18 protein-coding genes and 1 tRNA gene are annotated in these 26,955 nt (G+C 69.9%); 9 read left to right on the top strand and 10 right to left on the bottom strand.

Features of this window, described 5'->3' with window-relative positions; translation table 11 throughout:
- Positions 1-13: 13 nt before the first annotated feature.
- From H1W00_RS09685 to H1W00_RS09675, 3 genes are read right to left on the bottom strand one after another with little or no spacing between them, the layout of a single operon-like run.
- Positions 14-1,999: an acyltransferase family protein gene (locus H1W00_RS09685; RefSeq protein ID WP_181755514.1), complete on the bottom strand. Its 1,986-nt coding sequence runs from the start codon at positions 1,997-1,999 to the stop codon at positions 14-16.
- Positions 1,996-3,966, bottom strand: a complete 1,971-nt coding sequence (locus H1W00_RS09680) for an acyltransferase family protein (RefSeq protein ID WP_181755513.1) — start codon at positions 3,964-3,966, stop codon at positions 1,996-1,998. The genes H1W00_RS09685 and H1W00_RS09680 overlap by 4 nt, the downstream gene beginning before the upstream one ends.
- Positions 3,957-4,664, bottom strand: a complete 708-nt coding sequence (locus tag H1W00_RS09675; protein WP_181755512.1) for a sugar phosphate nucleotidyltransferase — start codon at positions 4,662-4,664, stop codon at positions 3,957-3,959. The genes H1W00_RS09680 and H1W00_RS09675 overlap by 10 nt, the downstream gene beginning before the upstream one ends.
- 60 nt (positions 4,665-4,724) lie before the next feature.
- On the opposite strand from H1W00_RS09675, the gene H1W00_RS09670 reads away from it, so the two are divergent.
- Genes H1W00_RS09670 through H1W00_RS09660 form a run of 3 tightly spaced genes read left to right on the top strand, consistent with a single transcriptional unit; the run spans position 4,725 to position 8,470 of the window.
- Complete coding sequence (locus tag H1W00_RS09670) at positions 4,725-5,192, top strand: hypothetical protein (RefSeq protein WP_181755511.1); 468 nt, start codon at positions 4,725-4,727, stop codon at positions 5,190-5,192.
- A 33-nt stretch (positions 5,193-5,225) separates the two neighbouring features.
- Complete coding sequence (locus H1W00_RS09665; protein ID WP_181755510.1) at positions 5,226-7,166, top strand: SGNH/GDSL hydrolase family protein; 1,941 nt, start codon at positions 5,226-5,228, stop codon at positions 7,164-7,166.
- Positions 7,163-8,470, top strand: coding sequence for a lipopolysaccharide biosynthesis protein (locus H1W00_RS09660; protein ID WP_181755509.1), 1,308 nt, complete (start codon positions 7,163-7,165; stop codon positions 8,468-8,470). The genes H1W00_RS09665 and H1W00_RS09660 overlap by 4 nt, the downstream gene beginning before the upstream one ends.
- On the opposite strand, the gene polA is transcribed toward H1W00_RS09660, so the two are convergent.
- Both polA and H1W00_RS09650 read right to left on the bottom strand, forming a co-directional pair.
- A complete protein-coding gene (gene polA, locus H1W00_RS09655) occupies positions 8,411-11,071 on the bottom strand; it encodes a DNA polymerase I (protein WP_181755508.1) in 2,661 nt (886 codons plus the stop codon). The two genes, H1W00_RS09660 and polA, sit on opposite strands and share 60 nt — an antisense overlap.
- A 30-nt stretch (positions 11,072-11,101) precedes the next feature.
- Positions 11,102-11,701 carry a GNAT family N-acetyltransferase gene (locus H1W00_RS09650; RefSeq protein WP_181755507.1) on the bottom strand — a complete coding sequence of 200 codons (600 nt, stop codon included), beginning with the start codon at positions 11,699-11,701 and terminating at the stop codon, positions 11,102-11,104.
- 219 nt (positions 11,702-11,920) lie between these two features.
- Here H1W00_RS09650 and H1W00_RS09645 point away from each other — a divergent pair, with 219 nt between their 5' ends.
- Genes H1W00_RS09645 through H1W00_RS09630 form a run of 4 tightly spaced genes read left to right on the top strand, consistent with a single transcriptional unit; the run spans position 11,921 to position 15,947 of the window.
- On the top strand, positions 11,921-13,258 hold the full coding sequence (locus H1W00_RS09645; RefSeq protein ID WP_181755506.1) for a branched-chain amino acid ABC transporter permease: 1,338 nt from the start codon (positions 11,921-11,923) through the stop codon (positions 13,256-13,258).
- A gap of 1 nt (position 13,259) precedes the next feature.
- Positions 13,260-14,255, top strand: coding sequence for a branched-chain amino acid ABC transporter permease (locus H1W00_RS09640; RefSeq protein ID WP_181755505.1), 996 nt, complete (start codon positions 13,260-13,262; stop codon positions 14,253-14,255).
- Complete coding sequence (locus tag H1W00_RS09635) at positions 14,245-15,156, top strand: ABC transporter ATP-binding protein (RefSeq protein WP_181755504.1); 912 nt, start codon at positions 14,245-14,247, stop codon at positions 15,154-15,156. Before H1W00_RS09640 ends, H1W00_RS09635 begins: the two co-directional genes overlap by 11 nt.
- Complete coding sequence (locus tag H1W00_RS09630) at positions 15,153-15,947, top strand: ABC transporter ATP-binding protein (protein WP_078698385.1); 795 nt, start codon at positions 15,153-15,155, stop codon at positions 15,945-15,947. Before H1W00_RS09635 ends, H1W00_RS09630 begins: the two co-directional genes overlap by 4 nt.
- A gap of 150 nt (positions 15,948-16,097) precedes the next feature.
- On the opposite strand, the gene H1W00_RS09625 is transcribed toward H1W00_RS09630, so the two are convergent.
- Positions 16,098-17,357 (bottom strand): ABC transporter substrate-binding protein, encoded by a 1,260-nt coding sequence (locus H1W00_RS09625; RefSeq protein ID WP_181755503.1) that lies wholly within the window; start codon positions 17,355-17,357, stop codon positions 16,098-16,100.
- A gap of 149 nt (positions 17,358-17,506) precedes the next feature.
- Complete coding sequence (locus tag H1W00_RS09620; RefSeq protein WP_286927954.1) at positions 17,507-18,115, bottom strand: ANTAR domain-containing response regulator; 609 nt, start codon at positions 18,113-18,115, stop codon at positions 17,507-17,509.
- A gap of 28 nt (positions 18,116-18,143) precedes the next feature.
- Here H1W00_RS09620 and H1W00_RS09615 point away from each other — a divergent pair.
- Together H1W00_RS09615 and H1W00_RS09610 are read left to right on the top strand one after the other, a co-directional pair.
- A tRNA-Leu gene (locus tag H1W00_RS09615) sits at positions 18,144-18,226 on the top strand.
- A gap of 284 nt (positions 18,227-18,510) precedes the next feature.
- Positions 18,511-19,260, top strand: a complete 750-nt coding sequence (locus tag H1W00_RS09610; protein WP_181755502.1) for a hypothetical protein — start codon at positions 18,511-18,513, stop codon at positions 19,258-19,260.
- Positions 19,261-19,353: 93 nt separating this feature from the next.
- Here the strand turns inward: H1W00_RS09610 and pyk are convergent, their stop codons facing one another.
- From pyk to gltB, 3 genes are all read right to left on the bottom strand, one after another.
- Positions 19,354-20,820 carry a pyruvate kinase gene (gene pyk, locus H1W00_RS09605; protein ID WP_181755501.1) on the bottom strand — a complete coding sequence of 489 codons (1,467 nt, stop codon included), beginning with the start codon at positions 20,818-20,820 and terminating at the stop codon, positions 19,354-19,356.
- A gap of 64 nt (positions 20,821-20,884) precedes the next feature.
- Positions 20,885-22,351 carry a glutamate synthase small subunit gene (locus tag H1W00_RS09600; RefSeq protein WP_181755500.1) on the bottom strand — a complete coding sequence of 489 codons (1,467 nt, stop codon included), beginning with the start codon at positions 22,349-22,351 and terminating at the stop codon, positions 20,885-20,887.
- The gene (gene gltB, locus H1W00_RS09595) at positions 22,344-26,882 is read right to left on the bottom strand and encodes a glutamate synthase large subunit (RefSeq protein WP_181755499.1); all 4,539 of its coding nucleotides are present in this window, start codon (positions 26,880-26,882) and stop codon (positions 22,344-22,346) included. Before gltB ends, H1W00_RS09600 begins: the two co-directional genes overlap by 8 nt.
- Positions 26,883-26,955: the final 73 nt, after the last annotated feature.

The raw sequence follows: 26,955 nt of genomic DNA, 5'->3' as shown, positions 1-26,955 counted from the left end.
GAAAGAAGGGGGTTCACGCCCGGGTCCGCCAACGTTCACGGATCGCCGGCGCCAGCCAGGTCCAGACCATCGGGGTGGCCTCGTCGGAGAAGTGCAGTGCGTCCTCGAAGAGGGTGACGCCGTTGACGCGTCGCTGGAACCCCTCACTGCACTGAAGGGCGTCGTAGAGGTCCAGGACCGGCGCGTCCGAGCGCGCCGCCCACTCCTCGAACCAGCCGTTGGCGGCCACGGGGTCGGCCAGGTGCCCGGCGATCTCGGGGTGGTCGGCCATCCACTCCTGGTCGAACGGCGGCGACGGCAACCGGTCGACCGAGACCTCGCGGCACGGCAGCGTCACGAGCTGTACCTGCGAGACGCCTGCGGAGTCAGCGGCGGCCCGCAGGTCGTCGAGCTGCTCGTCCACCATCGTCCGCAGCTCGTCGCTGCCCGGCTGCACGAGCGATCCGTCCTCGCGTTCGTGGAGCGTGCCCAGGTCGGTGCCCACCATGAGCACGAGCACGTCGACTCGCTCGCGCTCCAGGACCGACGCCATCTCCTCACGACTCTGGCGGCAGGAGGCCTTGACGGGCTCGCGGTAGCCGGGCGACCAGTAGGTGGTCAGGGGCAGCAGGCTGCACCCCTCCACCGCCAGATTCACCAGCTCGATGTCGCCGTAGGTCGACCGGGGGAAGCGCTTCGACAGGTAGTGGGGAACGGAGTCGCCGTAGATCCCGACGCGGATCTGCTCGTCGCCGGGCACGTAGGGGTCGCTGCCCTCCACCAGCTGCGGGACACGGCCCGCGGCGATGTCCTGCTCGACGGTGGGCACGCGGCCGACCGCGAACGCGAGGACCACCACGGCGCAGGTCGTGGCGACGGCCAGGACCCGGCCCCGTCCCACGGTGCCGGTGAGCTGGGAGAGGCCGCCCAGCATGACGGGCAGCTCGATGAGGTGGAAGCTGGCCGCCGCGATCGCGAACGTGGCCGCGGAGCCGAGGAGGAGCTCGGCCGGCCCCGACAGGTCGGGCGCGTAGCGGTCGATCCACAGCGCGACCGGCCAGTGCCACAGGTAGAGGCCGTAGGTGAGGATGCCGAGGTACACGAGAGGTCCCCAGCTGAAGACGCGTCGGAAGAGTCCGGATCCCGACTGCACCGCGCCGGCCAGGCCGACCGCGGTGAGGAGGGACAGCACGAGCATCCCGCCCTTCTCGAACATCACCGGGGCCAGCGGCGGCACCACGAAGAAACCGACGATCGACGTCAGCGTGGCCGCCCAGGCCCAGAAGCCGGCCGTCCACGAGGTCATGGGCCGCGGGCGACGCCCGTGGCGGTCGGGTCCCACGGCGAACGCAACCGCCATGCCCGCCAGCAGCGCCTGCACGCGGGTGTCGGTGCCGTAGTAGGAGTGTGCGACGGCCTCCGACGTGGCGAGCCCGACCTGCGCCATCCACCACGCGGACAACAGGGCCAGGCCGAGGACGACCACGACCCGGGTCGCCCGTGACGCCACGTGACGGACCAGGAGCACGGCCGCGAACGGCGCCACGAGGTAGAACTGCTCCTCCACCGAGAGGGTCCAGACGTGCCGGAAGAAGGAGGGATCGCCGAGCTCGGCGAAGTACTGGTCCGCCTGCGAGACGAGCCTCCAGTTCTGGACGAACCCGAGCGTCGCCAGGATGTCGCCCTTCATCTCGCGGCGGGTCGCGTGATCGGCCGCCACGAGGGCCCACGTCCCGACGACCACGATGAGCAGCGCGAGCGCGGGCAGCAGCCGGCGAGCCCGCCGGCGGAAGAACTCCAGATAGCTCACGCGGCCGAACCGCGCCTGCTCCTTGAGCAGGATGGTGGTGATGACGTAACCGGAGAAGACGAAGAACAGGCTGATCCCGATCCACGCGCCCTGCAGCGCCTCCACGCCGAAGTGGTAGGCCAGCAGCACGACCACCGCGAGTCCGCGCACGCCGTCGAGCGGGGCGCTTCGAGCTCCTTGGCTCGTCCGGAGCATCTCCGCGATCTTCATCGGGCCGGGCTCCCGGCCGCTTGGGCACGGACGCGCGGCGCGAGCCAGGTCCAGACCATGGCGGCACCCGCATCGGAGAAGTGCAGCTGATCCGCGTAGAGCGTGACGCCCTTGATCACCGGGCGGAACCCGTCCTCGCAGCCGAGGGCGTCGTAGAGGTCGAGAACGGCCACGCCGCGCGACTGCGCCCACTCGCGGATCCAGGTGTTCACCTCGGTGGGGTCCGAGGTCGCCTTCGCGACCTCGGGATGGGCCTCGAGGTAGGCGCGCAGCGCCTCGGCGTGCCCCTCCCGACCGTCGATCCGGCACGGGATGGTCGCGATCTGCGTCGAGACCCCGGCGTCGTCCGCCTGGGCGAGCAGCCCGTCCAGGGCGGACTCGACGGCCGCGCGGTAGGGCGCGTCCTGCAGCCACCACACCGGCCCGTCGTCACCCTCCACGTGGTGCGGGATCGACAGCAGGCTCCCGGTGACGAGGACGACCGTGTCGGCGTCCAGGTCGCGCAGGCGCTCGCCGAGGTTCGTCCGGCTGTCGCGGCACTCGGCGGTGGGAGCGCCGCCCAGCTCACGGTTCCACGCCGGGGTGAGGTCGACGAGGTCGCAGCCGGGCACCGCGACACTGCCCACCAGCAGGTCCGGATGGTTCGCCGTCGGGAAGTACGTGACGAGGTTCTGGGCCACGGAGTCGCCGTACAGCGCGACCCGCGTGGGGCGGTCCTTCGGCTCGTACGCAGGGTCGTCGTCGCTGAGCGCGGGCACGTCGACGGCGCGCCCGTCCATCTCCGAGGCGGAGGCGCCCACGTTGCCCACCTGGACCGCGAGCGCCACCACGAGGACCGGTGCGGCCACGGCGACGAGTCGCGGTCGACGGCGCGCGGGGACGAGCGCGCGGAGCCCGCCGCGAATGACCGGCTCCTCCAGCCACCGGTAGCTGGCCGCGGCGATGAGCACGCTCAGCCCCAGGACGACGGGAACGGCGACCCAGAGAGGGGTTCCCGGGAACGCCTGCTCGAGCCACAGCGTGATCGGCCAGTGGTAGAGGTAGATCCCGTAGCTCCGCACCCCGAGGTAGGCGAACGGCGCCCAGCCGAGGAAGCGGCCCGCGGACCCCGCGATCCCGTGCGCCAGCAGCAGCAACAGCAGCCCGACGACGAACGCCTGCAGCAGCAGGCCTCCCTGCTCGAACATGAACGGGTCCATCGGCTCGATGAGGACCATGAACGCACCGCAGGCCACCACGCCGACCCAGGCGAGGGCGGGACCGGAACGACGCAGCGCCGACGGAGGTCCGCTGCGCCACGCGTGATGGACGAACGCGGCGATCATCCCCCCAAGCAGCGACTGGGCGCGCGTGTCCGTCCCGTAGTAGGAGTGCGCCACCGCCGAGGCGTCGCCGAGCCCGATCTGGGCGGTCCACCACGCCGAGGCGACGGCTCCCGCAGCCAGCAGCGGGATCGCGAGCCGCGGCGGCAGCAGGAAGAGCACCACGAGCAGCAGCGGCAGGCAGAGGTAGAACTGCTCCTCGACGGACAGGGTCCACAGGTGCCGGAGCACGGACGGCTGGCCGAACGTGGAGAAGTACTGGTCGGCCTCCCCCACCAGACGCCAGTTCATCACGAAGCCGAGGCTGGCGAGCATGTCGCCGCGCAGGCCGCGGCGCGCGAGGTCGTCGGCGAACAGCAGGCCCCACGTGCCGACCACGGCCAGCAGGACGAAGAGCGCCGGGAGGAGGCGCCGGGCGCGCCGGCGGTAGAACGCCACCACGTCCATCCGGCCGAACCGATCGCGCTCGCGCAGGAGCAGCAGGGTGATCAGGTAGGCGGACATGACGAAGAACAGGCTCAGTCCGGTCCAGGCGCCGTCGAGCCCGGGCACCCCGACGTGGAAGAGCAGGAAGATCACCATGGCGATCCCCCGCAGGCCGTCCAGGGACGAGATCCTGCTCGTGGTGCGAGCCGTCACCGCCACGCCTGCCGTGCCTGCTCGAGCGCCTCGGGCGTGCCGACGTCGAGGAAGGCCGCGTCCTCGCGATGGGCGCGGACGTCGGCGCTCGAGACCAGCGCGGGGAAGACGTCGACCTCGAGCGACAGCGGCACGGTGGAGGGCAGTCCCAGCAGGACGTCGCCACGCATCACGTACGTGCCGGCGTTGACCAGGCCCGGGCCCGCCTCCACCGGCTTCTCGTGGAAGCCCGTGATGCGCGTTCCGGTGTCGTCGAGCGAGACGACGCCGTACGCGCGGGCGTCGGGCACCTCGCGGACGTGGATCGAGCCGGCCGCGCCCGAGCCCTCGAACGCGGCGATCTGCGCGGCGAGGTCGTGCCGCGAGAGCAGGTCGCCGTTGACGACGACCACCGTGTCGTCGGCCCCCACCGTGCGCGCGGCCAGGGCGAGTGCGCCACCGGTGCCGAGCGGCTGGTCCTCGCGGCTGTACGTCAGCCGGGCGCCCCAGCGCTCGCCGGTGCCCAGGGCGTCCTGCACCTGCTGGGCGCCGAAGCCCACGGCGACGACGACATCGGGCACGCCCGCCTCGACGAGGCGGTGGATCTGGTGGGCGACGAGGGGCTGGCCCGCGACCTCGACGAGCGGCTTGGGCAGGTCGCCGACCGCGGCTCGCAGACGGGTCCCGAGACCCCCAGCGAGGACGATCCCACGGCGCACAGACACTGCCCTAACTCTTGGTTACCCGCGCGTACGCACGGCGCTGGTCATAGTAGTATGCGTCACATGCTCGACGACCCTGATGTGCGTTCTCGCCCCGTGCCGAACCTCGGTACGAAGGTCGCGATCCTCGCGGCGATCCCCTTTCTGGCCTACGGGATCTACCTGCTGCTGACGCCCATCACCGACATCCAGACCAGCTCCGGCGCGATCTTCGAGTGCGGATCCGCGCTGCAGCCGCCCTCGGACAAGTTCCAGGAAGGGGTCTGCGGCCCGATCAACACGCAGTACCTCTACCGGGCGATCGCCTCGATCGTCGCCGCGGTCGGCATCGCCGGCGTCGGTGCGGCGCTGTTCGGCTTCAGCCACCAGGTGGAGCGTGCCCGCGGCAGCCGCTCGGAGTACAGCGGCAGCTACGAGTCCGCCTCGGACCACGACCGCTACGACGATCGCGCCGACCGTGACGATCGCGCCGACCGTGACGACCTCGCAGACGGCGGCGCCCGCCGCCGGCTCCTCGAAGACGGCCGCTGAGTCCCGCGGGCCCCGCCCGCTGCCTCTTCTCTCATGTCCGCTCCTGTCCCCTCGACGCGCGCGCGGCTGCCCTATCGGCCCGCGCTCGACGGCCTGCGTGCCGTCGCCATCGCCGGTGTGCTCGTCTTCCACCTCGACGAGCGCGCCCTACCCGGCGGCTGGCTCGGCGTCGACCTGTTCTTCGTCCTCTCGGGCTTCCTGATCACCAACCTGCTCGTCTTCGAACGCGAGCGGTGGGGCCGGATCAGCGTCGTGCGCTTCTGGGGCGCCCGCATGCGGCGCCTGCTGCCCTCGCTGATCACGGTGCTGCTCGCCGTGTCCGTGGCGGCCTGGCTCTGGACGGTCCCCGGCCGTCGCACCGCCGTCGCGTGGGACATCGTCTCGTCGTTGTTCTACGTCTCGAACTGGCGCTTCATGCTGGGCGACGAGCAGTACTTCGACCAGCTCTCGATCCCCTCGCCGGTCCGGCACACGTGGTCGCTGTCGATCGAGGAGCAGTTCTACATCGTCTTCCCGCTGCTGCTGATCGCCGTCGGCGTCGTGGTGCGGAAGCGACGCGGCCAGGCCCTGGTCTTCGCCGTCCTGGCGCTCGCGTCGGCCGCCGCCATGGCGAGCGGCTACGCCAACGGCACCGAGATCACGACGCTCTACTACAGCACCCTGACGCGAGCGTTCGAGCTGCTGATCGGCGTGTGCGCGGCGCTGTTCCTGGGTCACGCCGCGTTCCGAGAGCGCCGCTCCCCCGTCCTGACCGACCTCACCGCGTGGGCCGGCCTCGCGGTGGTCGTCGCGGCCATGGTGGGGCTCGACTCCGAGTCCGGCATCGTCTTCCGCGGCGGGCTCGTGGTCGTCTGCCTGGCCGCGCTCGTGGCGATCCTCGCGGCAGCCAGCGGCACGAGCGGCACCTTCACCAAGGTCCTCGGCAGTCCGGTCCCCCGCTGGATCGGCCTCATCTCCTATCCCCTCTACCTGTGGCACTGGCCGATCATCGTGTTCGTCCACGAGGGCGTCACCGGCCTCGACGGACTCGCACTCGACGCCGTCCGCGTCGGTCTCTCGGTGCTGCTGGCGTGGCTCACCTACCGGTTCATCGAGGGCCCCGTCCGCGGGCGCCGGCCGTTCTTCGGCTCGGCCCGCGGCTTCTCCCGTGCGGTCGCCGTCGTGGCCGCGCCGCTCGTCGTCGCGAGCGCCTTCGTCGTCGCCCACTCCGAACCGCCGCGGGGCGAGCTGTCGGGCTACGCGCTGAAGCCGGGTCAGAAGCCCCTGGAGCTCACGCCCGATCCGTACACCGCCGCCGAGCGTCGCTCGGCGATGCTGCTCGGCAACTCCATCCCGTACAGCATCTACCGCAACGTGGCCACGCACGAGTTCCGTCAGCTGTCGCTGAGCCAGTCCACCCACCTCGGGTGCGATCCGTTCACGCTCCAGAAGCGGGTCGGCGGCGAGACCACCGAGCCCACCCGCAACTGCCTGGAGTGGCGCGACGAATGGCCCGGCCTCGTCTCCGCCCAGCAGCCCGACGTGCTCCTGTTCTTCGTGCCGCAGACCTTCCTGTCCGACCTCGTGAAGGGAGACGAGGTCGCGAAGTTCGGCTCCCCCGAGCACGAGCGCCTCATCCGTGAGGCCCTCGACGAGGTCGACCGCAAGGGCGGCGACGCGGGCACCCTCGCACTGTCGACCCTCGCCTGCCACGACATCCCGGCGTTCGACAAGGTCGAGATGCAACAGCTGAACGACATCGAGCGGGTCGAGCGCGTCAACGCCATCGCCACCGCGTGGGCCGCCGAGAACGACGTCCCGGTGATCGACTCCTACGCCGCCCTGTGCCCGAACGGGTACCAGCCGCTGCTGGGGAACGACCCGCTCTACGAGGACGGCCTGCACTTCACCAACGAGTCGGCGCCGCACGTGTGGGCCTGGATGATGCCGCAGGTGCTGCGCTTCGCCGATGCCGCCAACGGGGAGGCCTCATGAACCGATCCACCCGCGCCACCGTCTCGAGCGGCTCGATCGTCGCCGTCGCCATGATGGTGATGAACGTCGCCACCTACGGCTTCAACCTGGCCGCCGCGCGGCTGCTGGTGCCCGCCGAGTTCGGCGCTCTCACGGCCCTGCTCAGCCTCATCCTCATCGCCAACGTCGTCGCGCTGGCACTCCAGGCATCGATCGCCCGCCGCATCTCGGTGCATCCGGACCACACCGCGCAGATCGTCCTCACCGCGTCCCGCGTGGCCCTGGCGGTCTCGCTCGCGGTCGGGCTCGCGGTGGCGCTGTCCAGTCCGGTGCTCACTCCCGCCTTCTCCTTCGACTCGGTGTGGGCCGTCATCTGGTGCGGCGCGATGCTCGTGCCGCTCACGCTCGCCGGCGCCCAGCTCGGCGTCGCGCAGGGCACGGGACGGTGGGGCAAGCTGGCGGCCCTCTACGTCGGCAACGGCCTGGGCCGGCTGTTCGGTGGCGTCGCCGGCGTGTTGATCGAGCCATCGGCCACGAGCGCCATGATGGGCCTGGCGATCGGCGCGTGGCTGCCCGTCCTGCTGGGCGCCGGTCTGCTCAAGACCAGCGGCACGGGAGACGTCCACAGCCGTCGCCCGCTGGTCTTCGAGACCGTGGCCTCGGCGTCCACCCTGCTGGCCTACTTCGCCTTCAGCAACGTCGACGCGCTGATCGCCCGCGGCGGCTTCGAGGCGCACGACAGCGGTCTGTACGCCTCCGGGCTCATCCTGACGAAGTCCACGCTGTTCCTGCCGCAGTTCGTGAGCGTGGTGTTCTTCCCGAGCCTCGCGCGCGACTCGTCGCACCGCACCCGGCTGCGGGCCGCGTCCCTCGTGGCCGTGCTCGGCCTGCTCGTGGTCGCAGGGAGCGCCGTGCTGCCCCAGCTGGCGCTGATCCTGGTGGGAGGCGACCAGTACGGCGAGGTCGCCGACGACCTGTGGCTGTTCGCCCTCTCCGGGACCTTCCTGGCAATCGTCTACCTGCTCGTGTTCGATGCCCTGGCGCGCCGCTCGACCGGCGTGGCCGTGCTGCTGTGGGTGGCGTCGGCGACGGTGTTCTCCGTGGCGTGGTTCTGGTCGATCGGCATCGTCGGACTCGTCGTCACGATGGCGTGCGTCGGTGCCGTGGTCGCGGCCCTGCTGCTGGCCTGGCCCCTGCTGCGACCTGAACGGGGCCATGACGCCGCCGAGCCGGCGGTCGCCGACGACCCAGCTCTCCCCGACGACTCAGTGACCGGCTTCGTGCCAGGTGCGGCCGACGCCGACGGAGACGTCGAGCGGCACTGACAGGTCGGCCGCCGCGGCCATCTCGCGGCGGACGAGTGCGGTGAGCTCGTCGAGCTCGGCCGACGTGGTCTCGAGCACGAGCTCGTCGTGCACCTGGAGCAGCATCCGCGACTCGAGGCCCGCTTCGTCGATCGCGCGCTCCACCTTGAGCATCGCGACCTTGATGATGTCGGCCGCCGAGCCCTGGATCGGGGCGTTGAGCGCCATCCGCTCGGCCATCTCGCGCCGCTGGCGGTTGTCGCTCTGCAGGTCGGGCAGGTAGCGCCGGCGTCCCATGATCGTCTCGGTGAAGCCGGTCTGACGAGCCTCGTCCACCAGGCTGCGCAGGTAGTCGCGCACGCCGCCGAACCGCTGGAAGTAGTCGTCCATGAGGCCCTGGGCGTCGCCGGTGGAGATCGAGAGCTGCTGGCTCAGGCCGTAGGCCGAGAGACCGTAGGCCAGGCCGTAGTTCATCGCCTTGATCCGTGCGCGCAGCTCGGTGCCGATGTCGTCGGGGTCGCGCTCGAAGACCTTCGCGGCCATCACGGTGTGGAAGTCCTCACCGGAGTTGAACGCCTCGATCAGATCGGCGTCCTCCGAGAGGTCGGCCATGATCCGCATCTCGATCTGGCTGTAGTCGGCGGTGAGGAGGGTCTCGTACCCCTTCCCCACCACGAACGCCTCGCGGATCCGGCGACCCGACGCGGTGCGGATCGGGATGTTCTGCAGGTTCGGGTCGTTGGAGCTGAGCCGCCCGGTGGCCGCGATGGTCTGGGCGTAGGTGGTGTGGATCCGCCCGTCGTCGGAGATCGAGCGGCGCAGGGTCTCCACCGTCTGGCGCAGCTTCGTGACGTCGCGGTGCGCGAGCAGGTGCTCGAGGAACGGGTGCCCGGTCTTGGTGTAGAGCTGCTGCAGCGAGTCGGCGTCGGTCGTGTAGCCCGTCTTGGTGCGCTTGGTCTTCGGCATGCCGAGGTCCTCGAAGAGCACGACCTGCAGCTGCTTGGGCGAGCCGAGGTTGATCTCCTTGCCGCCGATGGACTCGTAGGCGGCGTCGGCCGCCTGCTGGGCCCGCGAGGCGAACTCGGACTCCAGCTCGAGGAGCGCGTCGTCGTCGACGGCGATCCCGGCCTGCTCCATCCGGGCGAGCGTGGACACGAGCGGCAGCTCGACCTCGGCCAGCAGCCGTGTGCCTCCTGCCTGCTCCACCTCCTGGGCGAGGGCGGCGGACAGGTCGAGCGCGGCTCGCGCGCGCAGCATCGCGATCTCGGCGTCGTCGTCGGTGTCCAGCGACAGCTGGCCGGTGTCGGCGGTGTCGTCGCGCAGCTCGCGCTTGAGGTAGCGCACCGAGAGGTCGCCCAGGTCGTAGGAGCGCTGGTCGGGTCGTACGAGATACGCCGAGAGTGCCGTGTCGGCGCGCAGTCCGCGCAGGTTCCATCCCCGCTCGGCCAGGGCCAGCATCGGGCCCTTCGCATCGTGCAGCACCTTGCCGCGCTCGGGGTCGGCCAACCAGGCCGCGAGAGCGGTGTCGTCCGCGGGCGAGAGCTGCTCGACGTCGATCCAGGCGGCCTCCTCGGGAGAGGCCACGGCCAGGGCAATCACGTCGCCACCGCCACGGCCCCACGATCCCTGGACGTGCAGGCCGACGTCGACCGTGGCGTGCTGCTCGAGCCACGCGGCGACCTCGCCGGGCGCCAGGGCACGGCCGGAGATGGCGAAGCCCGCCTCGGGCTCGACCTCGTCGGTGGTGCCGGGGAACGTGGTGAAGAGCCGCTCGCGCAACGCGGTGAACTCGAGCGAGTCGAAGACCGTGTGGACCTTCTCGCGGTCGAACGCGGTGTCCAGGTGGAGATCGGTCGGTCCGAGCGGGAGGTCGAGGTCGCGGACGAGGGCGTTGAGGCGGCGGTTGCGGATCACCGAGTCGAGGTGGTCGCGCAGCGACTGCCCGGCCTTGCCCGGCACCTCGTCGACGCGGCCGATCAGGGCCTCGAGCGTGCCGTAGGAGTTGATCCACTTGGCGGCGGTCTTCGGGCCCACGCCGGGAACCCCCGGCAGGTTGTCGCTGGTCTCGCCGACGAGGGCGGCGATGTCGGGGTAGAACTCGGGCAGCACCCCGTACTTCTCCTGCACGGACGTGGGCGTCATCCGCGCCAGGTCCGAGACGCCCTTGCGCGGGTAGAGCAGCGTGACCTGCTCGGTGACGAGCTGGAGGGCGTCGCGGTCGCCCGAGCAGACGAGCACCTCCATGCCCGCCGCCTCGGCACGCGTGGCGAGGGTGGCGATGATGTCGTCGGCCTCGTAGCCGGCCTTGTCGACGTGACGGATGTCCATCGCGTCGAGGACCTCCTTCACCAGCTCGACCTGGCCGCGGAACTCCTCGGGCGACTTCGAGCGGTTGGCCTTGTACTCGGCGTACTCCTCGGTGCGGAACGACTGGCGCGAGAGGTCGAACGCGACGCACACGTGCGTCGGCTGCTCGTCACGCAGGACGTTGATCAGCATCGAGGTGAAGCCGAAGACCGCGTTGGTGCTCTGGCCGGTCGTCGTCGAGAAGTTCTCGACGGGCAGGGCGAAGAAGGCGCGGTAGGCCACCGAATGTCCGTCGATCAGCAGGAGTCGGTCCACGAGACGACCCTAGTCGGCCCCTCCGACAGGTCAGCCGCGGACGGCCGCGCGGCGGCGCAGCGAGCGCCGGACCGCCAGCAGCCGGCCGGTCTCGCGCGAGCCGGAGGCCTTGGCCGCGAGCCGCGCGTTGAGCTTGCCGACGGGGATCGCGCGCAGGACCGCGATCTGGTTGAAGCCCAGCTTCGTGAGGTAGCGGTTGGGCTCGCGCGCGTGGGCGGCGGAGGACGCCAGCACGAGCTCGCACTCCTCCTCCTCGGCGTGGGCGGCGACGACCGCCAGCAGGGCGGAGGCGATCGAGCGGCGCCGGTGACTGGGCCGGACCTGCAGGTCGGACACGATCATCACCCGCGACATCGTGATGGGGTTGAGCGTGGCGAGGTCGGCGGCCGCGGCCGCCACCACCTCGCCGCCGACGAGCGCGACCAGGAAGCGCCGGCGGTGCTCGCGGGCGTTGAACTCGATCGCCTCGCGGGCCTCGGCCTCGGAGGGACACCTCCACAGGCCCTGCTGCGTGAACGCCTCGGACCCCTCGTCGCTGACGGCCTCGGCACACGCGGACCACAGATCGATGAGGGACGCTGCGTCGTCGACCTCGACATCTCGGATCTCGACCGGCTGGCGCAATGCCATCGACGTGGAACCTCCGGGCGGGGGACGGACGGGGACGGGCGACAGCCTACGCCCCGAGTCGTCGCCTGGGAATGGCTGGTGACCGCTCGCCAATCGAAACCGAACTGTTACCTAAGGGACCCGCGAGAGCGACGCGCGGAATCGCTGGGATGGCTATGCTCTTCAGGATCGACTTCTGGCGCGCCTGACCCCGGCGCGCAGCCATCGACAGGAGAATGTGTGCGACTGCGAACAGCGGCGCTGCTCTCGGTGATCTTCGCCGGGCTCGTGTTTCTCGCGAACCCGGCGATGGCTGAGACCACGTCCCCCACCCCCGGACCCAGCGCCTCGGCGCCGGCCTCCGATGCCCCCGTGACAGGTCCGGCCATCCGCGTGCGGCTGCTCGACCAGAAGGAGGGCAAGGCCGGCGACAACCCGCCGCCCGTGCCCGACGTCACCGTCACCGTCTCCGACGACTCCGGCACCGAGATCGGCAGCGCCGTCACCAACGAGATGGGCGTCGCCGCTGTGGCGATCCCCGGCAAGGGAAAGTACGAGGTCTCCATCGACGAGTCCACGCTTCCCGCCGGCGTGAAGCTGACCGGCAAGAAGTCGCTCGACGTCACCGTGAACCTCGCCTCGGGCCAGAACGTCGCGTTCCCGCTGAACGGCAAGGTCGTCGAGGCCACGCCGTTCACCGAGCGCCTCGTCGACAGCCTGATCTCGGGCATCAAGTACGGCCTGATCATCGCGCTCGCCGCGATGGGGCTGTCGCTGATCTTCGGCACGACCGGCCTGACGAACTTCTCGCACGGCGAGCTGATCACCTTCGGCGCGATCACGGCCTACTTCCTCAACTCCACGCTCGGGTTGCCGGTGATCGTCGCGGGCCTGCTGACCATCGTGATCGGCGGCATCTTCGGCTGGGGCCAGGACCGGGTGCTGTGGCGACCACTGCGCAGCCGGGGCACCGGCATCATCGCGATGATGATCGTCTCGATCGGCCTCGGACTGCTGCTGCGCAACCTGTACCAGTTCTTCTTCGGCGCGGCGACGCGCTCCTACACCGACTACACGTCGCAGCGGGCGCGTGACTACGGCCTGTTCGACCTGTCGAACAAGGAGATCGCGATCATGGGCATCGCGATCGTGGCCATCGGCATCGTCGCCACGATCATGACCCGCACCCGCCTGGGCAAGGCCATGCGCGCCGTCTCGGACAACCCGGCCCTCTCGGCCTCGTCCGGCATGCGCGTCGACGGCGTGATCTCGTCGGTCTGGATCATGGGCGCGGCGCTCTCGGCGCTCTCGGGCGTCCTGCTGGGCCTCAACAGCCAGGTCAACTTCATGATGGGCTACCAGCTGCTGCTCATGGTGTTCGCCGCCACCGTCCTCGGTGGCCTCGGCACCGTCTGGGGCGCGGTCCTCGGCTCGCTGATCATCGGCATCATCACCGAGGTCGGACCGCTGCTGGGCGTCCCGAGCTCCATCAAGGAGGTGGGCGCGCTGATCGTGCTCATCCTCATCCTGCTCATCAGGCCTCAGGGCATCCTGGGCCGCGCGGAGAGGATCGGCTGACATGGACCTCGGCAACATCATCGATGCGGCGTTCTCCAACGCCTTCGGCCCGCAGGCGATCGTGTTCGCGCTCGCCGCGATCGGCCTCAACATCCACTTCGGCTACACCGGCCTGCTGAACTTCGGCCAGGCCGGCTTCATGGCGGTCGGCGCCTACGGCCTCGCGGTCACGATGGTCCGGCTCGACCTGCCGCTGTTCGTCGGCATCGCGGCCGGCCTGTTCGCGTCGCTCCTGCTGGCCCTGGTGCTCGGTGTACCCACGCTGAGACTCCGGGCCGACTACCTGGCGATCGTCACCATCGCGGCGGCGGAGATCCTGCGCCTCGTGTTCGGTGCCGTCGAGACCAAGGCCGTCTTCGGCGGCTCGAACGGCCTCAACGGCTTCACCGACACGTGGAACAGCCTCAACCCCTACTCGGGCGGCATCGACGTGGGCTTCGCGTCCTGGGGTCCCAACGACCTGTGGGCCATGACGGTCGGCTGGGCCGTCGTCGCGCTGTGCTGCCTCCTCACCTGGGCGCTCATGCGCAGCCCGTGGGGCCGCGTGCTCCGCTCGATCCGCGAGGACGAGGACGCCGTGCGCTCGCTGGGCAAGAACGTCTTCCTCTACAAGATGCAGGCGCTCATGCTCGGCGGCATGATCGGCGGCCTGGGCGGCATCTTCTACGCGCTCAAGCAGGCCTCGGTCGTCCCGTCGGACTACAGCACCAACCTGACGTTCTTCGCCTACACGGCACTGCTGATCGGTGGCGCGGCCCGTGTGCTCGGCCCCGTCGTCGGCTCGATGATCTTCTGGTTCCTCATCAGTGGCCTCGGCGAGTTCTTCAGCCAGGCCACCAGTGGCGTCGACCCGCTGATCCCGGCCTCGGTCATGACCGACACGCAGGCCAGCCTGATCCGCTACATCCTCATGGGCCTCGGCCTCATGCTGCTGATGATCTTCCGACCCCAGGGGATCTTCGGCGACCGAAGGGAGATCGCGCTCGATGACCGTTGACATCACAGGTGCCCGCGAGGCACTCGCCGCCCTGCCCAACGATCCGGGCGTGCGCAAGCCCGACCCGATCGTGGTGGGCGACGACATCACCCGCACGTTCGGCGGACTCAAGGCCGTCGACGTCCAGCACGTCGAGATCCAGCGTGGTGTCATCACCGCGCTGATCGGACCGAACGGCGCCGGCAAGACCACGCTGTTCAACCTGCTCACCGGGTTCGACATCCCCGACAGCGGCTCGTGGGCGTTCAACGACAACTCGCTGGCCAAGGTTCCCGCCTACAAGGTGGCGCGCCTGGGCATGGTGCGCACGTTCCAGCTGACCAAGGTGCTCTCGAAGCTCACGGTCATCGAGAACATGCGCCTCGGCGCCACCGGCCAGCGCGGCGAGAAGTTCTTCCCGTCGATCCTCAAGACGCTGTGGCGCGGCCAGGAGGACGAGATCACCGCTCGAGCGGACGACCTCCTCGCCCGCTTCAAGCTCGATGCCAAGCGTGAGGACTTCGCCGGCTCCCTGTCCGGCGGCCAGCGCAAGCTGCTCGAGATGGCGCGCGCGCTGATGGTCGACCCCGAGCTGATCATGCTCGACGAGCCGATGGCCGGCGTGAACCCGGCGCTCAAGCAGTCCCTGCTGGGGCACGTGAAGTCGCTGCGCGACGAGGGCCGCACGGTCCTGTTCGTCGAGCACGACATGGACATGGTCCGCGACATCTCCGACTGGGTCATCGTCATGGCCCAGGGGCAGATCGTCGCCGAGGGCACGCCGGAAGCCGTGATGGCCGACCAGCGCGTCATCGACGCGTACCTGGGCGCCCACCACGACGAGGACCTCACCGAGCTGGACGAGGATCAGCTCGCACAGCAGGTCGAGGCCGAGATCGAAGCCGAGGAGTCCGACAAATGAGCGACGCGATCCCCACTCCCCAGACGCCGGAGGCCGAGCGCCGCAAGCACATCGAGGGCGCCGACGGCGCCGTCGTGCGCGCGGACAACCTCATCGCCGGCTACCTGCCGGGCGTGAACATCCTCAACGGTGCCGACCTGTACTGCCAGCCCGGCGAGCTGGTCGGCATCATCGGCCCGAACGGCGCCGGCAAGTCCACCTTGCTCAAGGCCCTGTTCGGGCTCGTGAAGATCCACTCCGGCACCGTCCTGCTCGGCGGCGAGGAGATCACGAACAAGCGCGCCGACGTCCTGGTCAGCCAGGGCATCGGGTTCGTCCCGCAGACGAACAACGTGTTCCCGAGCCTCACGATCGAGGAGAACCTCGAGATGGGCTGTTACCAGGCCCCCTCGAAGTTCAAGGACCGGTTCGCCTTCGTCACCGACCTGTTCCCCACGCTCGGCCAGCGGGCCAAGCAGCGGGCCGGCTCGCTGTCCGGTGGTGAGCGCCAGATGGTCGCCATGGGCCGCGCGCTCATGATGGAGCCCTCCGTGCTGCTGCTGGACGAGCCCTCCGCGGGCCTGTCCCCCGTCATGCAGGACGAGGTCTTTGTGCAGACCCGCAAGATCAACCAGGCCGGCGTCTCGATCATCATGGTCGAGCAGAACGCTCGTCGCTGCCTGCAGATCTGCGACCGCGGCTACGTCCTGGACCAGGGCACCACGGCCTACAGCGGCACCGGCCGCGAGCTGGCGAACGACCCGAAGGTGATCGAGCTCTACCTCGGCACCCTGGGGCGCCAGGCGGGCTGACACCGCACGCCTCACGCACGACGAGAGCGCCGCTTCCCCTCGGGGAGGCGGCGCTCTCGTGTGTGCTCCACTCCCCTGGTCCGGGGAAAGGCGAAGGGCCCGGGGCGTTCGCCCCGGGCCCTCCTGTGTGCGGAGAGTGAGTCAGTCGACTCAGATGTCGCCCGCGATGTAGTTGACGGCCTTGTAGCCGCCCTTGGCGTCGTACTCGTAGATGCCGATCGAGGCGGACGTCGGGCTGCCCGTCTCACCGAACTCGATGGGACCGGAGACACCGTCGTAGTCGATGTCCTTGTCATCCTCGAGCAGCGCGACGCAGTCCTTGTAGGTCGTGCACTTCTCGCCACCCTTGGTGATCTCGACGAGCTCGGAGGCGATGGCCTCGCCCGACTCGGTGCCGGCCGCGACGGCCGCGAGGGCCGACGTGATCACGGCGTCGTAGGACTCCGCCGAGTAGGAGTAGTCCTTCAGCTTCGGGTCGACGCCCAGCAGACGCTTCTTGAAGTCGTCCGCCGCCTCGGCGCCGGGGACCGTGCCCTTGACGCCCTGGAGCTCCGGAGCGAAGGACTGGTCCGAGTAGTCCGCGACGTTGCCGTCGACGAAGTACGTGGCGACGTCCTGCGGGCCGACACCCTTGCTGACCAGCTGCGGGACGATCTTCTTCGTCTCGTCGAACGCGATCAGCACGACGGCGTCGGGCTTGGCCGCGGCGACATCGTCGACCTGCGAGTCGTACGAAGGAGCCTTCTCGCCGTAGAACGACGTGACGGCGACCTTGGAGCCGGCGGCCTCGAGGCCCTTCTTGACCTGCTCGGCCAGGGTCTCACCGTAGGAGTCCTGACGCGCGAGGATCGCGACGTTCTGGCGGCCGTCCTCGACCAGCAGGTTGGCCATGACGGCACCCTGCAGGACGTCGGACGGAGCCGTGCGGAAGTAGAGGTCGGGCTCGCCGTACTTGCCGTTGTCGAAGTCGGTCGACGTGTTGGCGGGCGAGTACTGCACCACGCCGGCGGCGAGGATCTTGTCGATGACCGTCATGGAGACGCCCGACGAGGCGGCACCGACGATGACGTCGGACTTGGCCTTGATCAGCTTGTCGGTCTCGGTCGGCGCGATGCCCGAGTCGGTGTCGCCCGAGTCGCCCTTGACGTGGCGCGCGTCCTTGCCCAGGACGCCACCGGCCTCGTTGATCTCCTGGACGGCGAGGTCCACACCCGCGAACTCCGGCGGGCCGAGGAAGGCCAGGCTGCCGGTCTGCGGGAGCAGCGAACCGACGACGAACTCGCCGTCACCCTTCGCTACGGACGTGTCTTTGTCGTCAGAGCTGTCGTCGCCGCCGCCACAGGCAGCGAGGACGAGTGCGCTGGCACTGGCCAGTGCGGCCAGACGGAGCGTCGTGGTGGAGCGCTTCATCAATCCTCCGTGTGAGTTAATCCGAGCACGGGACGGTTCGCCCGGCACGATGTGACCCACAACCTAGTCCTCAGAAGTTTCCAAATCTCGCATGCTGCGTGATTGGGAGGTTTCGTAGTCAACTTGTAACCGTTGCCTCGCGAGGATGCTCAACCCTGCAACGACGGCCCGTTCTCGATGACGGCCTCGGCCACCTGCCGCATCGAGAGCCTCACGTCCATGGCCGTCTTCTGGATCCATCGGAACGCCTCCGGCTCGGTCAGTCCGAGACTTTCCTGGAGCACGGACTTGGCCCGTTCGACCACCTTGCGCGTGGCGAGCTGCTCGTTGAGGTCACCGACCTCGGCCTCGAGGGCGCGCAGCTCCGCGTAGCGGCTGCGGGCCATCTCGATCGCCGGGACCAGGTCGGACGCGGTGAACGGCTTCACGAGGTACGCCATCGCGCCGGCCTCGCGCGCCCGGTCGACGAGCTCGCGCTGGCTGAACGCGGTGAGCATGACGACCGGCGCGATGCGCTCGGCCGCGATCTGCGAGGCGGCGGTGATCCCGTCGACGCCGGGCATCTGGACGTCCATCATCACCAGGTCGGGGCGGTGCTCGCGGGCGAGATCGACGGCGACCTGCCCGTCGGCGGCCTCACCGACGACCTCGTAGCCCTGCTCGACGAGCATCTCGGCGAGGTCCATCCGGATGAGGGCTTCGTCCTCGGCGATCACCACACGGGGCGCGGGGGCGGTCGAGCGTTCTGGGTCGGTCACCCCGTAAGGTTATCGGGCACGACGGTGCGCCGAGATGGCGGAATGGTAGACGCGATGGTCTCAAAAACCATTGTCCGAAAGGGCGTGCGGGTTCGAGTCCCGCTCTCGGCACCCTGAGACTGAACTTTCTGCTTTCCGCACCCTGTAGTGACGGATCCTTCGACCTTCGGGTCGCTCCAACGACATCTTGGTACCAAGATGCGTGTCCACAGGGCGACCTCGCCCGGCTCGGCCGTCCACAGGCTAGGCCGCAGCACTCCCCCGGACGACCTCTGCACGCCACGGTCGTCGGCATGGAAGACGTCCTCACGACAGCACAGGCCATCGCACTCCACGGACGGTCCGCCGTCCGCCACCGAATCGCGACCGGACGATGGCAACGTCCGATCCGCGGCGTGGTCGTCACCCACAGCGGCCCGCTCACGGCGGAACAACGCGAGCGGGCGGTGCTGGCTGCCTGTCCCACGAGCTCGGCGCTCGCAGGGCTGACCGCCGCCACCCGCCTCGGACTCCGGGGCTTCGAGCCGACCGAGGTCCATGTGGTCCTGCCCGCGGGAGCCAAGCGGCCGTCCGCCGATGCGGTGGTGCACTGGAGCACCATGCTGGGCCGGGAGGACGTTCCCGACCACCGCCTTCCTCGCACGACGAGCCTCGAGCGCAGTGTCATCGACGCGGCGAGCTGGGCCGCCACGAAGCAGGCGGCGCGGATGCTGGTCATCGCCGCATTCCAGCAGCGGTTGACCAACGTCCGTCGCATGCGCGACGCGCTGAGCCGAAGGGGCCCGTGCCGTCATCGGGCGGTCATCGTCCAGTCGATCCTCGACGCCGCCGGCGGCATCCAGTCACTGCCGGAACGCGACTTCGAGGCGATCCGCATCCTCGCGGGACTCCCGCGGCCCAGCCGTCAGACCAGGACCGAAGGACGGCACCGCAGGTACTACCTGGACGTGTGGTGGGAGGAGTTCCGCCTCGCCGTGGAGATTCACGGCATCCCACACCTGGCGGTGGAGCAGTGGAGCGACGATCTGCACCGCACCAACGAGCTGGTGATCGACGGCCGGCGCGTGCTCGTGTTCTCGTCGTTCGCCATCCGGCACCAACGGGATCTCGTCATCGACCAGCTGCGGCGTGCTAGCGGCCGGTGACGACGGAACTTGGTACCAAGATGTCGCTGTGACGACCCGAAGGTAGAAAGCTCCGTCCCTCCGGGCATGCCGAAGGCCGAAGGATCCGTCCCGTCAGCCGATGGTGGGCGGGGCCTCGTCGGGGTCATAGGCCGCGACGACCCGGTTGATCGCGTCGCCCATCTTGTGCACGCGCAGCGCGTTGGTGGACCCGGGGATTCCCGGAGGGGCACCGGCCACGATGACGACGCGCCGGCCCTGCTCGCAGCGCTGCTGGCCGAGCAGCTCGCGGTCGACCTGCAGTGCGATCTGGTCCGTGTGGCTGATCTCGGGCGTCAGGAACGTCTCGACGCCCCACGTGAGCGCCAACTGGCTCCTCACGAGCGTGTGCGGCGTGAAGGCCAGGACCGGGATCGACGAGCGGTAGCGCGCCATGCGGCGGGCGGAGTCGCCCGTGGTGGTGAAGGCGATCATCAGGTCGGCCTCGACCGACGCCGCGACCTGCGAGGCGGCCCGGCAGATGATGCCGGTCGTGGTCTTGGGCTCCCACGTGAAGGCGGCCATGCGCGGCAGGCCGTGGTCCTCGGTGGACGCGATGATCCGCGCCATGATGCGCACGGTCTGGATCGGGAAGCGCCCCACGCTGGTCTCGCCCGAGAGCATCACCGCGTCGGCACCGTCGAGCACCGCGTTCGCGACGTCGCTGGCCTCGGCGCGGGTGGGCCGCGGTGCCGAGATCATCGACTCGAGCATCTGGGTGGCGACGATGACCGGCTTGGCGTTGCGGCGCGCCTTCTCGATGATGAGCTTCTGCACGATCGGCACGTCCTCAAGCGGCAGCTCGACGCCCAGGTCGCCGCGGGCGACCATGAAGCCGTCGAACGCGTCGACGATCTCGTCGAGGTTCGCCACGGCCTGCGGCTTCTCGATCTTGGCGATGATCGGGCGGTGGATGCCCTCCTCGTCCATGATCGCGCGCACGTCGTCGGCGTCCTCGGCGCTGCGCACGAAGGACAGCGCGATGAAGTCCACGCCCGCGCGAAGCGCCCAGCGCAGGTCGTCGATGTCCTTCTCGCTCATCGCGGGCACGCTGACGTTCACGCCGGGCAGGTTGATGCCCTTGTTGTTGCTGACCTCGCCGGGCACCTCGACCGTGGTGACGACGTCGGTCTCGGTGACCTCGGTGGCGCGCAGGCGCACCTTGCCGTCGTCGATGAGGATCTCGTCGCCGGCCTGGACGTCGCCGGGCAGACCCGAGTACGTCGTCGAGCACTCGTCGCGGACGCCCTCGACGTCGCGCGTGGTGATCGTGAAGCGGTCGCCGAAGTTCAGCTCGTGAGGTCCGTCGGAGAAGCGCCCGAGGCGGATCTTGGGGCCCTGGAGGTCGGCCAGCACGGCGATCGCCTTGCCGGTGGCGTCGGCCGCCTGGCGGACGCGTTCGAGCCGGCGGAGCTGTTCGCTCTGCTCCCCGTGGCTCATGTTGAGCCGAGCCACGTCCATGCCGGCTATCGCCAGCTCGAGGATGCGTTCAGCAGTGTCGGTCGCGGGTCCCAGGGTGCAGACGATCTTGGCTCTACGCACAACAGCCACCCTAGTCCTGTCCCGAACCGAACCGCGAGTCACCTGACCCGCGGTTCGGTCGGGATCAGACCATGAGCGGTCGCGCCGTGGGCGGAATCGGCGTCGGAAGCGTGGTCGAACCGGTGAGCCAGGCGTCCACGCCGGCGGCCGCGCCGCGCCCTTCCGCGATGGCCCACACGATCAGCGACTGTCCGCGACCGGCGTCGCCGGCCACGAAGACGCCCTCGACGCTGGACATGTAGTCCAGGTCGCGCTTGATGTTGCCGCGCTCGTCCAGGTCGACGCCGAGCTGCTCGACGACGCCGCCGGTCTCGGGACCTGTGAAGCCCATGGCGAAGAGCACGAGCTGGGCCGGAAGCACCTTCTCGCTGCCCGGCACCTCCTGGAAGCGGCCGTCGACCATCTCGACCTCGGTGATCCGCAGGCCGCTGACGTTGCCGTCCTCGTCGCCCTCGAACTCCTTGGTGGAGACGGCGTAGACCCGCTCGCCACCCTCCTCGTGGGCGGACGCGACCCGGTAGATCATCGGGTACGTCGGCCACGGGTGGGCGTCGGCGCGCTCCTCGCTGGGACGCGGCATGATCTCCAGGCTGGTGACCGAGCGCGCGCGCTGGCGGATCGCGGTGCCGAGGCAGTCGGCGCCGGTGTCGCCGCCGCCGATGATGACGACGTCCTTGCCGGTGGCCAGGATCTGGTCCTCGACCGTCTCGCCCACCGCGACGCGGTTGGCCTGCGGCAGGTAGTCCATCGCCTGGTGGATGCCGGCGAACTCGCGGCCGGGAGCGGGCAGGTCGCGACGGACGGTGGAGCCGATCGCGAGCACGACGGCGTCGTAGCGCTCACGCAGCTGCTGTCCCGTGATCGCCTCGCCCACCGCGACGCCCGTGCGGAAGACCGTGCCCTCGCGCTGCATCTGGTTGATGCGGCGGTCGACGTGCGACTTCTCCATCTTGAACTCGGGGATGCCGTAGCGCAGCAGGCCGCCGGCCTTGTCGTCGCGTTCGTAGACCGCCACGGTGTGGCCGGCGCGCGTCAGCTGCTGCGCGACCGCCAGGCCCGCGGGCCCGGAGCCGACGACGGCCACCGTCTTGCCGGTCAGCCACTCGGGCGTCTCGGGCTTGACGTTGTGCATGTCCCAGGCCTTGTCGATGATCGAGACCTCGACGTTCTTGATGGTGACGGGATCGCGGTTGATCCCCACCACGCAGGCGGTCTCGCACGGCGCCGGGCACAGGCGCCCCGTGAACTCGGGGAAGTTGTTCGTCGCATGCAGGCGATCGATCGCGTCCTCCCAGTCGTCGCGCCAGACCAGGTCGTTCCACTCGGGGATCAGGTTGCCCAGCGGGCAGCCCTGGTGGCAGAACGGGATGCCGCAGTCCATGCAGCGTCCGGCCTGCTCCGAGATGATCGGCAGCAGGGCTCGGCCCGCACCGCCGGGGTACACCTCGTTCCAGTCGTTCACCCGCTCCTCGACCGGGCGGCGCTCGGCCACCTGGCGGGGCGTGGTCATGAAACCTCGGGGATCAGCCACGGGCTGCCACCTCCATCATGCGTGCAGTCGTCTCGTCCTCGGAGAGTCCTTCGGACTCCGCCGAGGCCTTTGCTTCCAGGACCCGCCGGTAGTTGACCGGCATGATCTCGGTGATGCGGGCCAGGCTGGCCGTCCAGTCGCGGAGCAGTTGCTCGGCCACGACCGAGCCCGTCTCCTCGAAGTGGCGGCGCACGATGGCCTCCACCTCGGCGCCGGTGGCCTCCGGCACCGGGCGCAGCTCGACCATCTCGGGGTTGACCACGTCGGGGTCGAGGTCGAGCACGTAGGCCGACCCGCCGCTCATGCCCGCGGCGACGTTGCGACCCGTGGGGCCGAGGATCACGACGCGGCCGCCGGTCATGTACTCGAGCGCGTGGTCGCCCACGCCCTCGACGACCGCCGTGGCACCGGAGTTGCGGACGCAGAAGCGCTCACCCACCTTGCCGCGCAGGAAGATCTCGCCGCCGGTGGCACCGAAGCCGATCACGTTGCCGGCGAGGATCTGGGCCTCGGCGGCGAACTGGGACTCACGGGGCGGGCGGACCACGATGCGGCCGCCCGACAGGCCCTTGCCGACGTAGTCGTTGCCGTCGCCCTCGAGGCGCAGCGTGATGCCGCGCGGCACGAACGCGCCGAACGACTGGCCCGCCGACCCGAGGAACGTGATGTCGATCGTGTCGTCGGGCAGGCCGGCGCCGCGATAGCGCTTCGTGACCTCGTGGCCGAGCATCGTGCCGACGGTGCGGTTGACGTTGCGGATCTCGAGCTGGGCGCGGACGGGCTCGCCCTTCTCCAGCGCGTCCCCGGCCAGCGCGATGAGCTCGTTGTCGAGCGCCCGCTCGAGCCCGTGGTCCTGCGAGGTGGTGCGCCGCAGCGAGGCGCCCTCGGGCAGCTCGGGCACGTACAGCACCGGCGACAGGTCCAGCGAGCTGGCCTTCCAGTGGTCGATCGCCTCGCGCACGTCGAGGACCTCGGCATGGCCGACGGCCTCGTCGATGCTGCGGAACCCGAGCTCGGCGAGGATCTCGCGGACCTCCTGCGCGATGAACTCGAAGAAGTTCACGACGTACTCGGCCTTGCCGGAGTACTTCTCGCGCAGCGAGCGGTTCTGCGTGGCGACGCCCACGGGGCAGGTGTCGAGGTGGCAGACGCGCATCATGATGCAGCCCGAGACGACCAGCGGCGCGGTCGCGAAGCCGAACTCCTCGCCGCCGAGCAGCGCCGCGATGACCACGTCGCGCCCGGTCTTGAGCTGGCCGTCGACCTGCACGACGATGCGGTCGCGCAGCCCGTTGAGCAGCAGCGTCTGCTGGGTCTCGGCCAGGCCGAGCTCCCACGGTCCGCCGGCATGCTTGAGGCTCGTCAGCGGCGACGCGCCGGTGCCACCGTCGTGACCCGAGATCAGCACCACGTCGGCCTTGGCCTTCGAGACACCGGCCGCGACCGTGCCGACGCCGACCTCGGAGACCAGCTTCACGTGGACGCGGGCCGACGGGTTGGCGTTCTTCAGGTCGTGGATCAGCTGCTTGAGATCCTCGATCGAGTAGATGTCGTGGTGCGGCGGCGGGCTGATGAGACCCACGCCCGGCGTCGAGTGACGCGTCTTGGCCACCCACGGGTACACCTTCGGGCCGGGCAGCTGACCGCCCTCGCCCGGCTTGGCGCCCTGGGCCATCTTGATCTGGATGTCGTCGGCGTTCGTGAGGTATTCGCTCGTGACGCCGAAGCGGCCCGAGGCGACCTGCTTGATCGCCGAGCGGCGCTCGGGGTCGTAGAGACGCTCGGGGTCCTCGCCGCCCTCACCGGTGTTGGACTTGCCGCCGAGGCGGTTCATCGCGATGGCGAGGGTCTCGTGCGCCTCCTGGCTGATCGAGCCGTAGGACATCGCGCCGGTGGAGAACCGCTTCACGATCTCGGAGATCGGCTCGACCTCGTCGATCGAGATGGGCTGGCGCTCGGCCTTGAACTTCATCAGGCCGCCCAGCGTCATGAGACGGCTCGCCTGGTCGTCGATCTTCTCCGTGTACTGCTTGAAGATGTCGTACCGGCCCGTGCGCGTGGAGTGCTGCAGGCGGAAGACGGTGTCCGGGTCGAAGAGGTGCTCGGGACCCTGACGGCGCCACTGGTACTCGCCGCCGATCTCGAGCTGGCGGCGCGTCCCGGCGATGCCCTTGGTGGGGTAGGCCTTGAGGTGGCGCGCGTGCACCTCCTCGGCGATGACGTCGAGGCCGACGCCGCCGAGCTTGCTCGACGTGCCGGTGAAGTACCGGTCGATGACGTCGCTCGCCAGGCCGACGCACTCGAAGATCTGCGCGCCGGTGTAGGACGAGACGGTCGAGACGCCGATCTTGCTCATCACCTTGAGGACGCCCTTGCCGAGCCCGTAGGCCACGTTGCGCGCCGCCTTGGTGGGGTCGACGCCCTCGACGTAGACGCCCTCACGGGCGAGGTCCTCCGCCGTCTCCAGCGCGAGGTAGGGGTTGACCGCGGTGGCGCCGAAGCCGATGAGCAGGGCCACGTGGTGGACCTCGCGGACGTCGCCGGCCTCGATCAGCAGGCCGGCCTGCGTGCGCAGCCGCTCGCGCACCATGTGGTGGTGCACCGCGCCCGTCAGCAGGAGCGACGGGATCGGGGCCAGGTCGACGTTGGAGTGACGGTCCGACAGCACGATGATGCGCGCGCCACGCTCGACGATCGCCTCCGACACCTCGGCGCAGATCTCGTCGAGACGCTTCGCGAGCGCCTCTCCCCCGCCCAGGACGTCGTAGAGGCCGCGGACGACGTGCACGCTGAAGCCGGGCATGTCGCCGTCGCGGTTCATGTGGCGGATCTTGGCCAGCTCGTCGCTGTCGATCACGGGGAACGGCAGCTGGAGCATGCGGCACGAGGCCGGGCTCGGGTCGAGCAGGTTCTTCTCCGGGCCGATCGTGCCTGCGAGCGAGGTGACGACCTCCTCGCGGATCGCGTCGAGCGGCGGGTTGGTCACCTGCGCGAACAGCTGGCTGAAGTAGTCGAACAGCAGGCGAGGACGCTCGGACAGCGCCGCGATCGGCGTGTCGGTGCCCATCGAGCCGATGGTCTCGGCGCCCGTGCGCGCGATGGGCGCGACGAGCTTGCGCACCTCCTCCTCGGTGTAGCCGAACACCTGCTGGCGGCGGGCGACGGAGGCGTGCGTGTGCACGATGTGCTCGAGGTCGGGCAGGTCCTCGAAGCGGACGAGGCCCGAGTACAGCCACTCCTCGTAGGGCTCCTCGCTCGCGAGCGAGCCCTTGATCTCGTGGTCCTCGACGACGCGGTGCTCGGCGAGGTCGAGCAGGAACATCTTGCCCGGCTCGACACGGCCCTTGCGGGTGATCGTCTTGGGGTCGATGTCCAGCACGCCCGCCTCGGAGGCCAGCACGACGAGGCCGTCCTCGGTGATGACGTATCGGCCGGGGCGCAGGCCGTTGCGGTCCAGCACCGCGCCGATCTGGGTGCCGTCGGTGAAGCAGACGGCCGCGGGGCCGTCCCAGGCCTCCATGACGGTGGAGTGGAACTCGTAGAACGCGCGGCGCGCGGGATCCATCTCGGCGTTGTTCTCCCACGCCTCGGGGATCATCATCATCACCGCGTGCGGCAGCGAGCGACCGCCCAGGTGCAGCAGCTCCAGCACCTCGTCGAGCGAGGCCGTGTCGGGGCCGTCGGGGCTGCAGATCGGGAACAGGCGCGTCAGGTCGCCGGGGATGAGGTCGCTCTCGAGGAGCGCCTCGCGGGCCCGCATCCAGTTGCGGTTGCCGCGGGCGGTGTTGATCTCGCCGTTGTGCGCCAGGTAGCGGAACGGGTGGGCCAGCGGCCAGCTCGGGAACGTGTTGGTGGAGAAGCGGCTGTGGACGATCGCCAGCGCCGACTCCATCCGCTCGTCGAGCAGGTCGGGGAAGAACACGTCGAGCTGCTCGGTCGTGAGCATGCCCTTGTAGACGAGGGTGCGCGACGACAGCGACGGGAAGTAGACGCCCACCTCGTGGTGCGCGCGCTTGTTGACCGCGAAGGTCAGGCGGTCCAGCTCGATGCCCGCGGCCGAGCGGTCGGGGGTCGTGATGAAGAAGAGCTGGAACGCGGGCATCGCGGCGTAGGCCATCGAGCCCAGGATCGAGGGCTCGACCGGCACGTCGCGCCAGCCGAGGACCTCGAGGCCCTCCTCCGCGGCGATGGCCTCGACGTCGGCCTTGGCCGCGGTGACGCGATCGCGCGGCAGGAAGGCCATGCCGGCGGCGTAGCGGCCGAGCTCGGGGAGCTCGACGGGGGCGACACCGCGCAGGAACCGGTCGGGGACCTGCATGAGGATGCCGGCGCCGTCACCGGTGTTGGGCTCGCCGCCCACGGCACCACGGTGGTCGAGGTTGCGCAGCGCGGTCAGGCCGTGCTGGACCATCTCGTGGCTGGGGACGCCGGTGAGGGTGGCCACGAAGGCGACGCCGCAGTTGTCGTGCTCGTTGGCGGGGTCGTAGAGGCCTTGCGCCGGGGGCGCGGCCGAGAAGAGAGGACGATCCATGGAGAGAACCTGTCGTCGATGCCATGCGGAAGGAAACTGGGCGAGGACGACATTGGCCTCATCAGCGGATTCA

It is taken from the genome of Aeromicrobium phoceense, assembly GCF_013868155.1.
Classification (GTDB): Bacteria; Actinomycetota; Actinomycetes; order Propionibacteriales; family Nocardioidaceae; genus Aeromicrobium; species Aeromicrobium phoceense.
The sequence above is the reverse complement of the archived record's forward strand: the minus strand, read 5'-3'. Positions and strand labels throughout refer to the sequence as shown.

Bases quoted from the DNA above. Each gene is read 5' to 3' on its own strand.
- H1W00_RS09685 (WP_181755514.1), bottom strand. From the start codon at position 1,999: ATGAAGATCGCGGAGATGCTCCGGACGAGCCAAGGAGCTCGAAGCGCC.
- H1W00_RS09670 (WP_181755511.1), top strand. From the start codon at position 4,725: ATGCTCGACGACCCTGATGTGCGTTCTCGCCCCGTGCCGAACCTCGGT.
- H1W00_RS09665 (WP_181755510.1), top strand. From the start codon at position 5,226: ATGTCCGCTCCTGTCCCCTCGACGCGCGCGCGGCTGCCCTATCGGCCC.
- H1W00_RS09660 (WP_181755509.1), top strand. From the start codon at position 7,163: ATGAACCGATCCACCCGCGCCACCGTCTCGAGCGGCTCGATCGTCGCC.
- H1W00_RS09650 (WP_181755507.1), bottom strand. From the start codon at position 11,701: ATGGCATTGCGCCAGCCGGTCGAGATCCGAGATGTCGAGGTCGACGAC.
- H1W00_RS09640 (WP_181755505.1), top strand. From the start codon at position 13,260: ATGGACCTCGGCAACATCATCGATGCGGCGTTCTCCAACGCCTTCGGC.
- H1W00_RS09635 (WP_181755504.1), top strand. From the start codon at position 14,245: ATGACCGTTGACATCACAGGTGCCCGCGAGGCACTCGCCGCCCTGCCC.
- H1W00_RS09630 (WP_078698385.1), top strand. From the start codon at position 15,153: ATGAGCGACGCGATCCCCACTCCCCAGACGCCGGAGGCCGAGCGCCGC.
- H1W00_RS09625 (WP_181755503.1), bottom strand. From the start codon at position 17,357: ATGAAGCGCTCCACCACGACGCTCCGTCTGGCCGCACTGGCCAGTGCC.
- gltB (WP_181755499.1), bottom strand. From the start codon at position 26,882: ATGGATCGTCCTCTCTTCTCGGCCGCGCCCCCGGCGCAAGGCCTCTAC.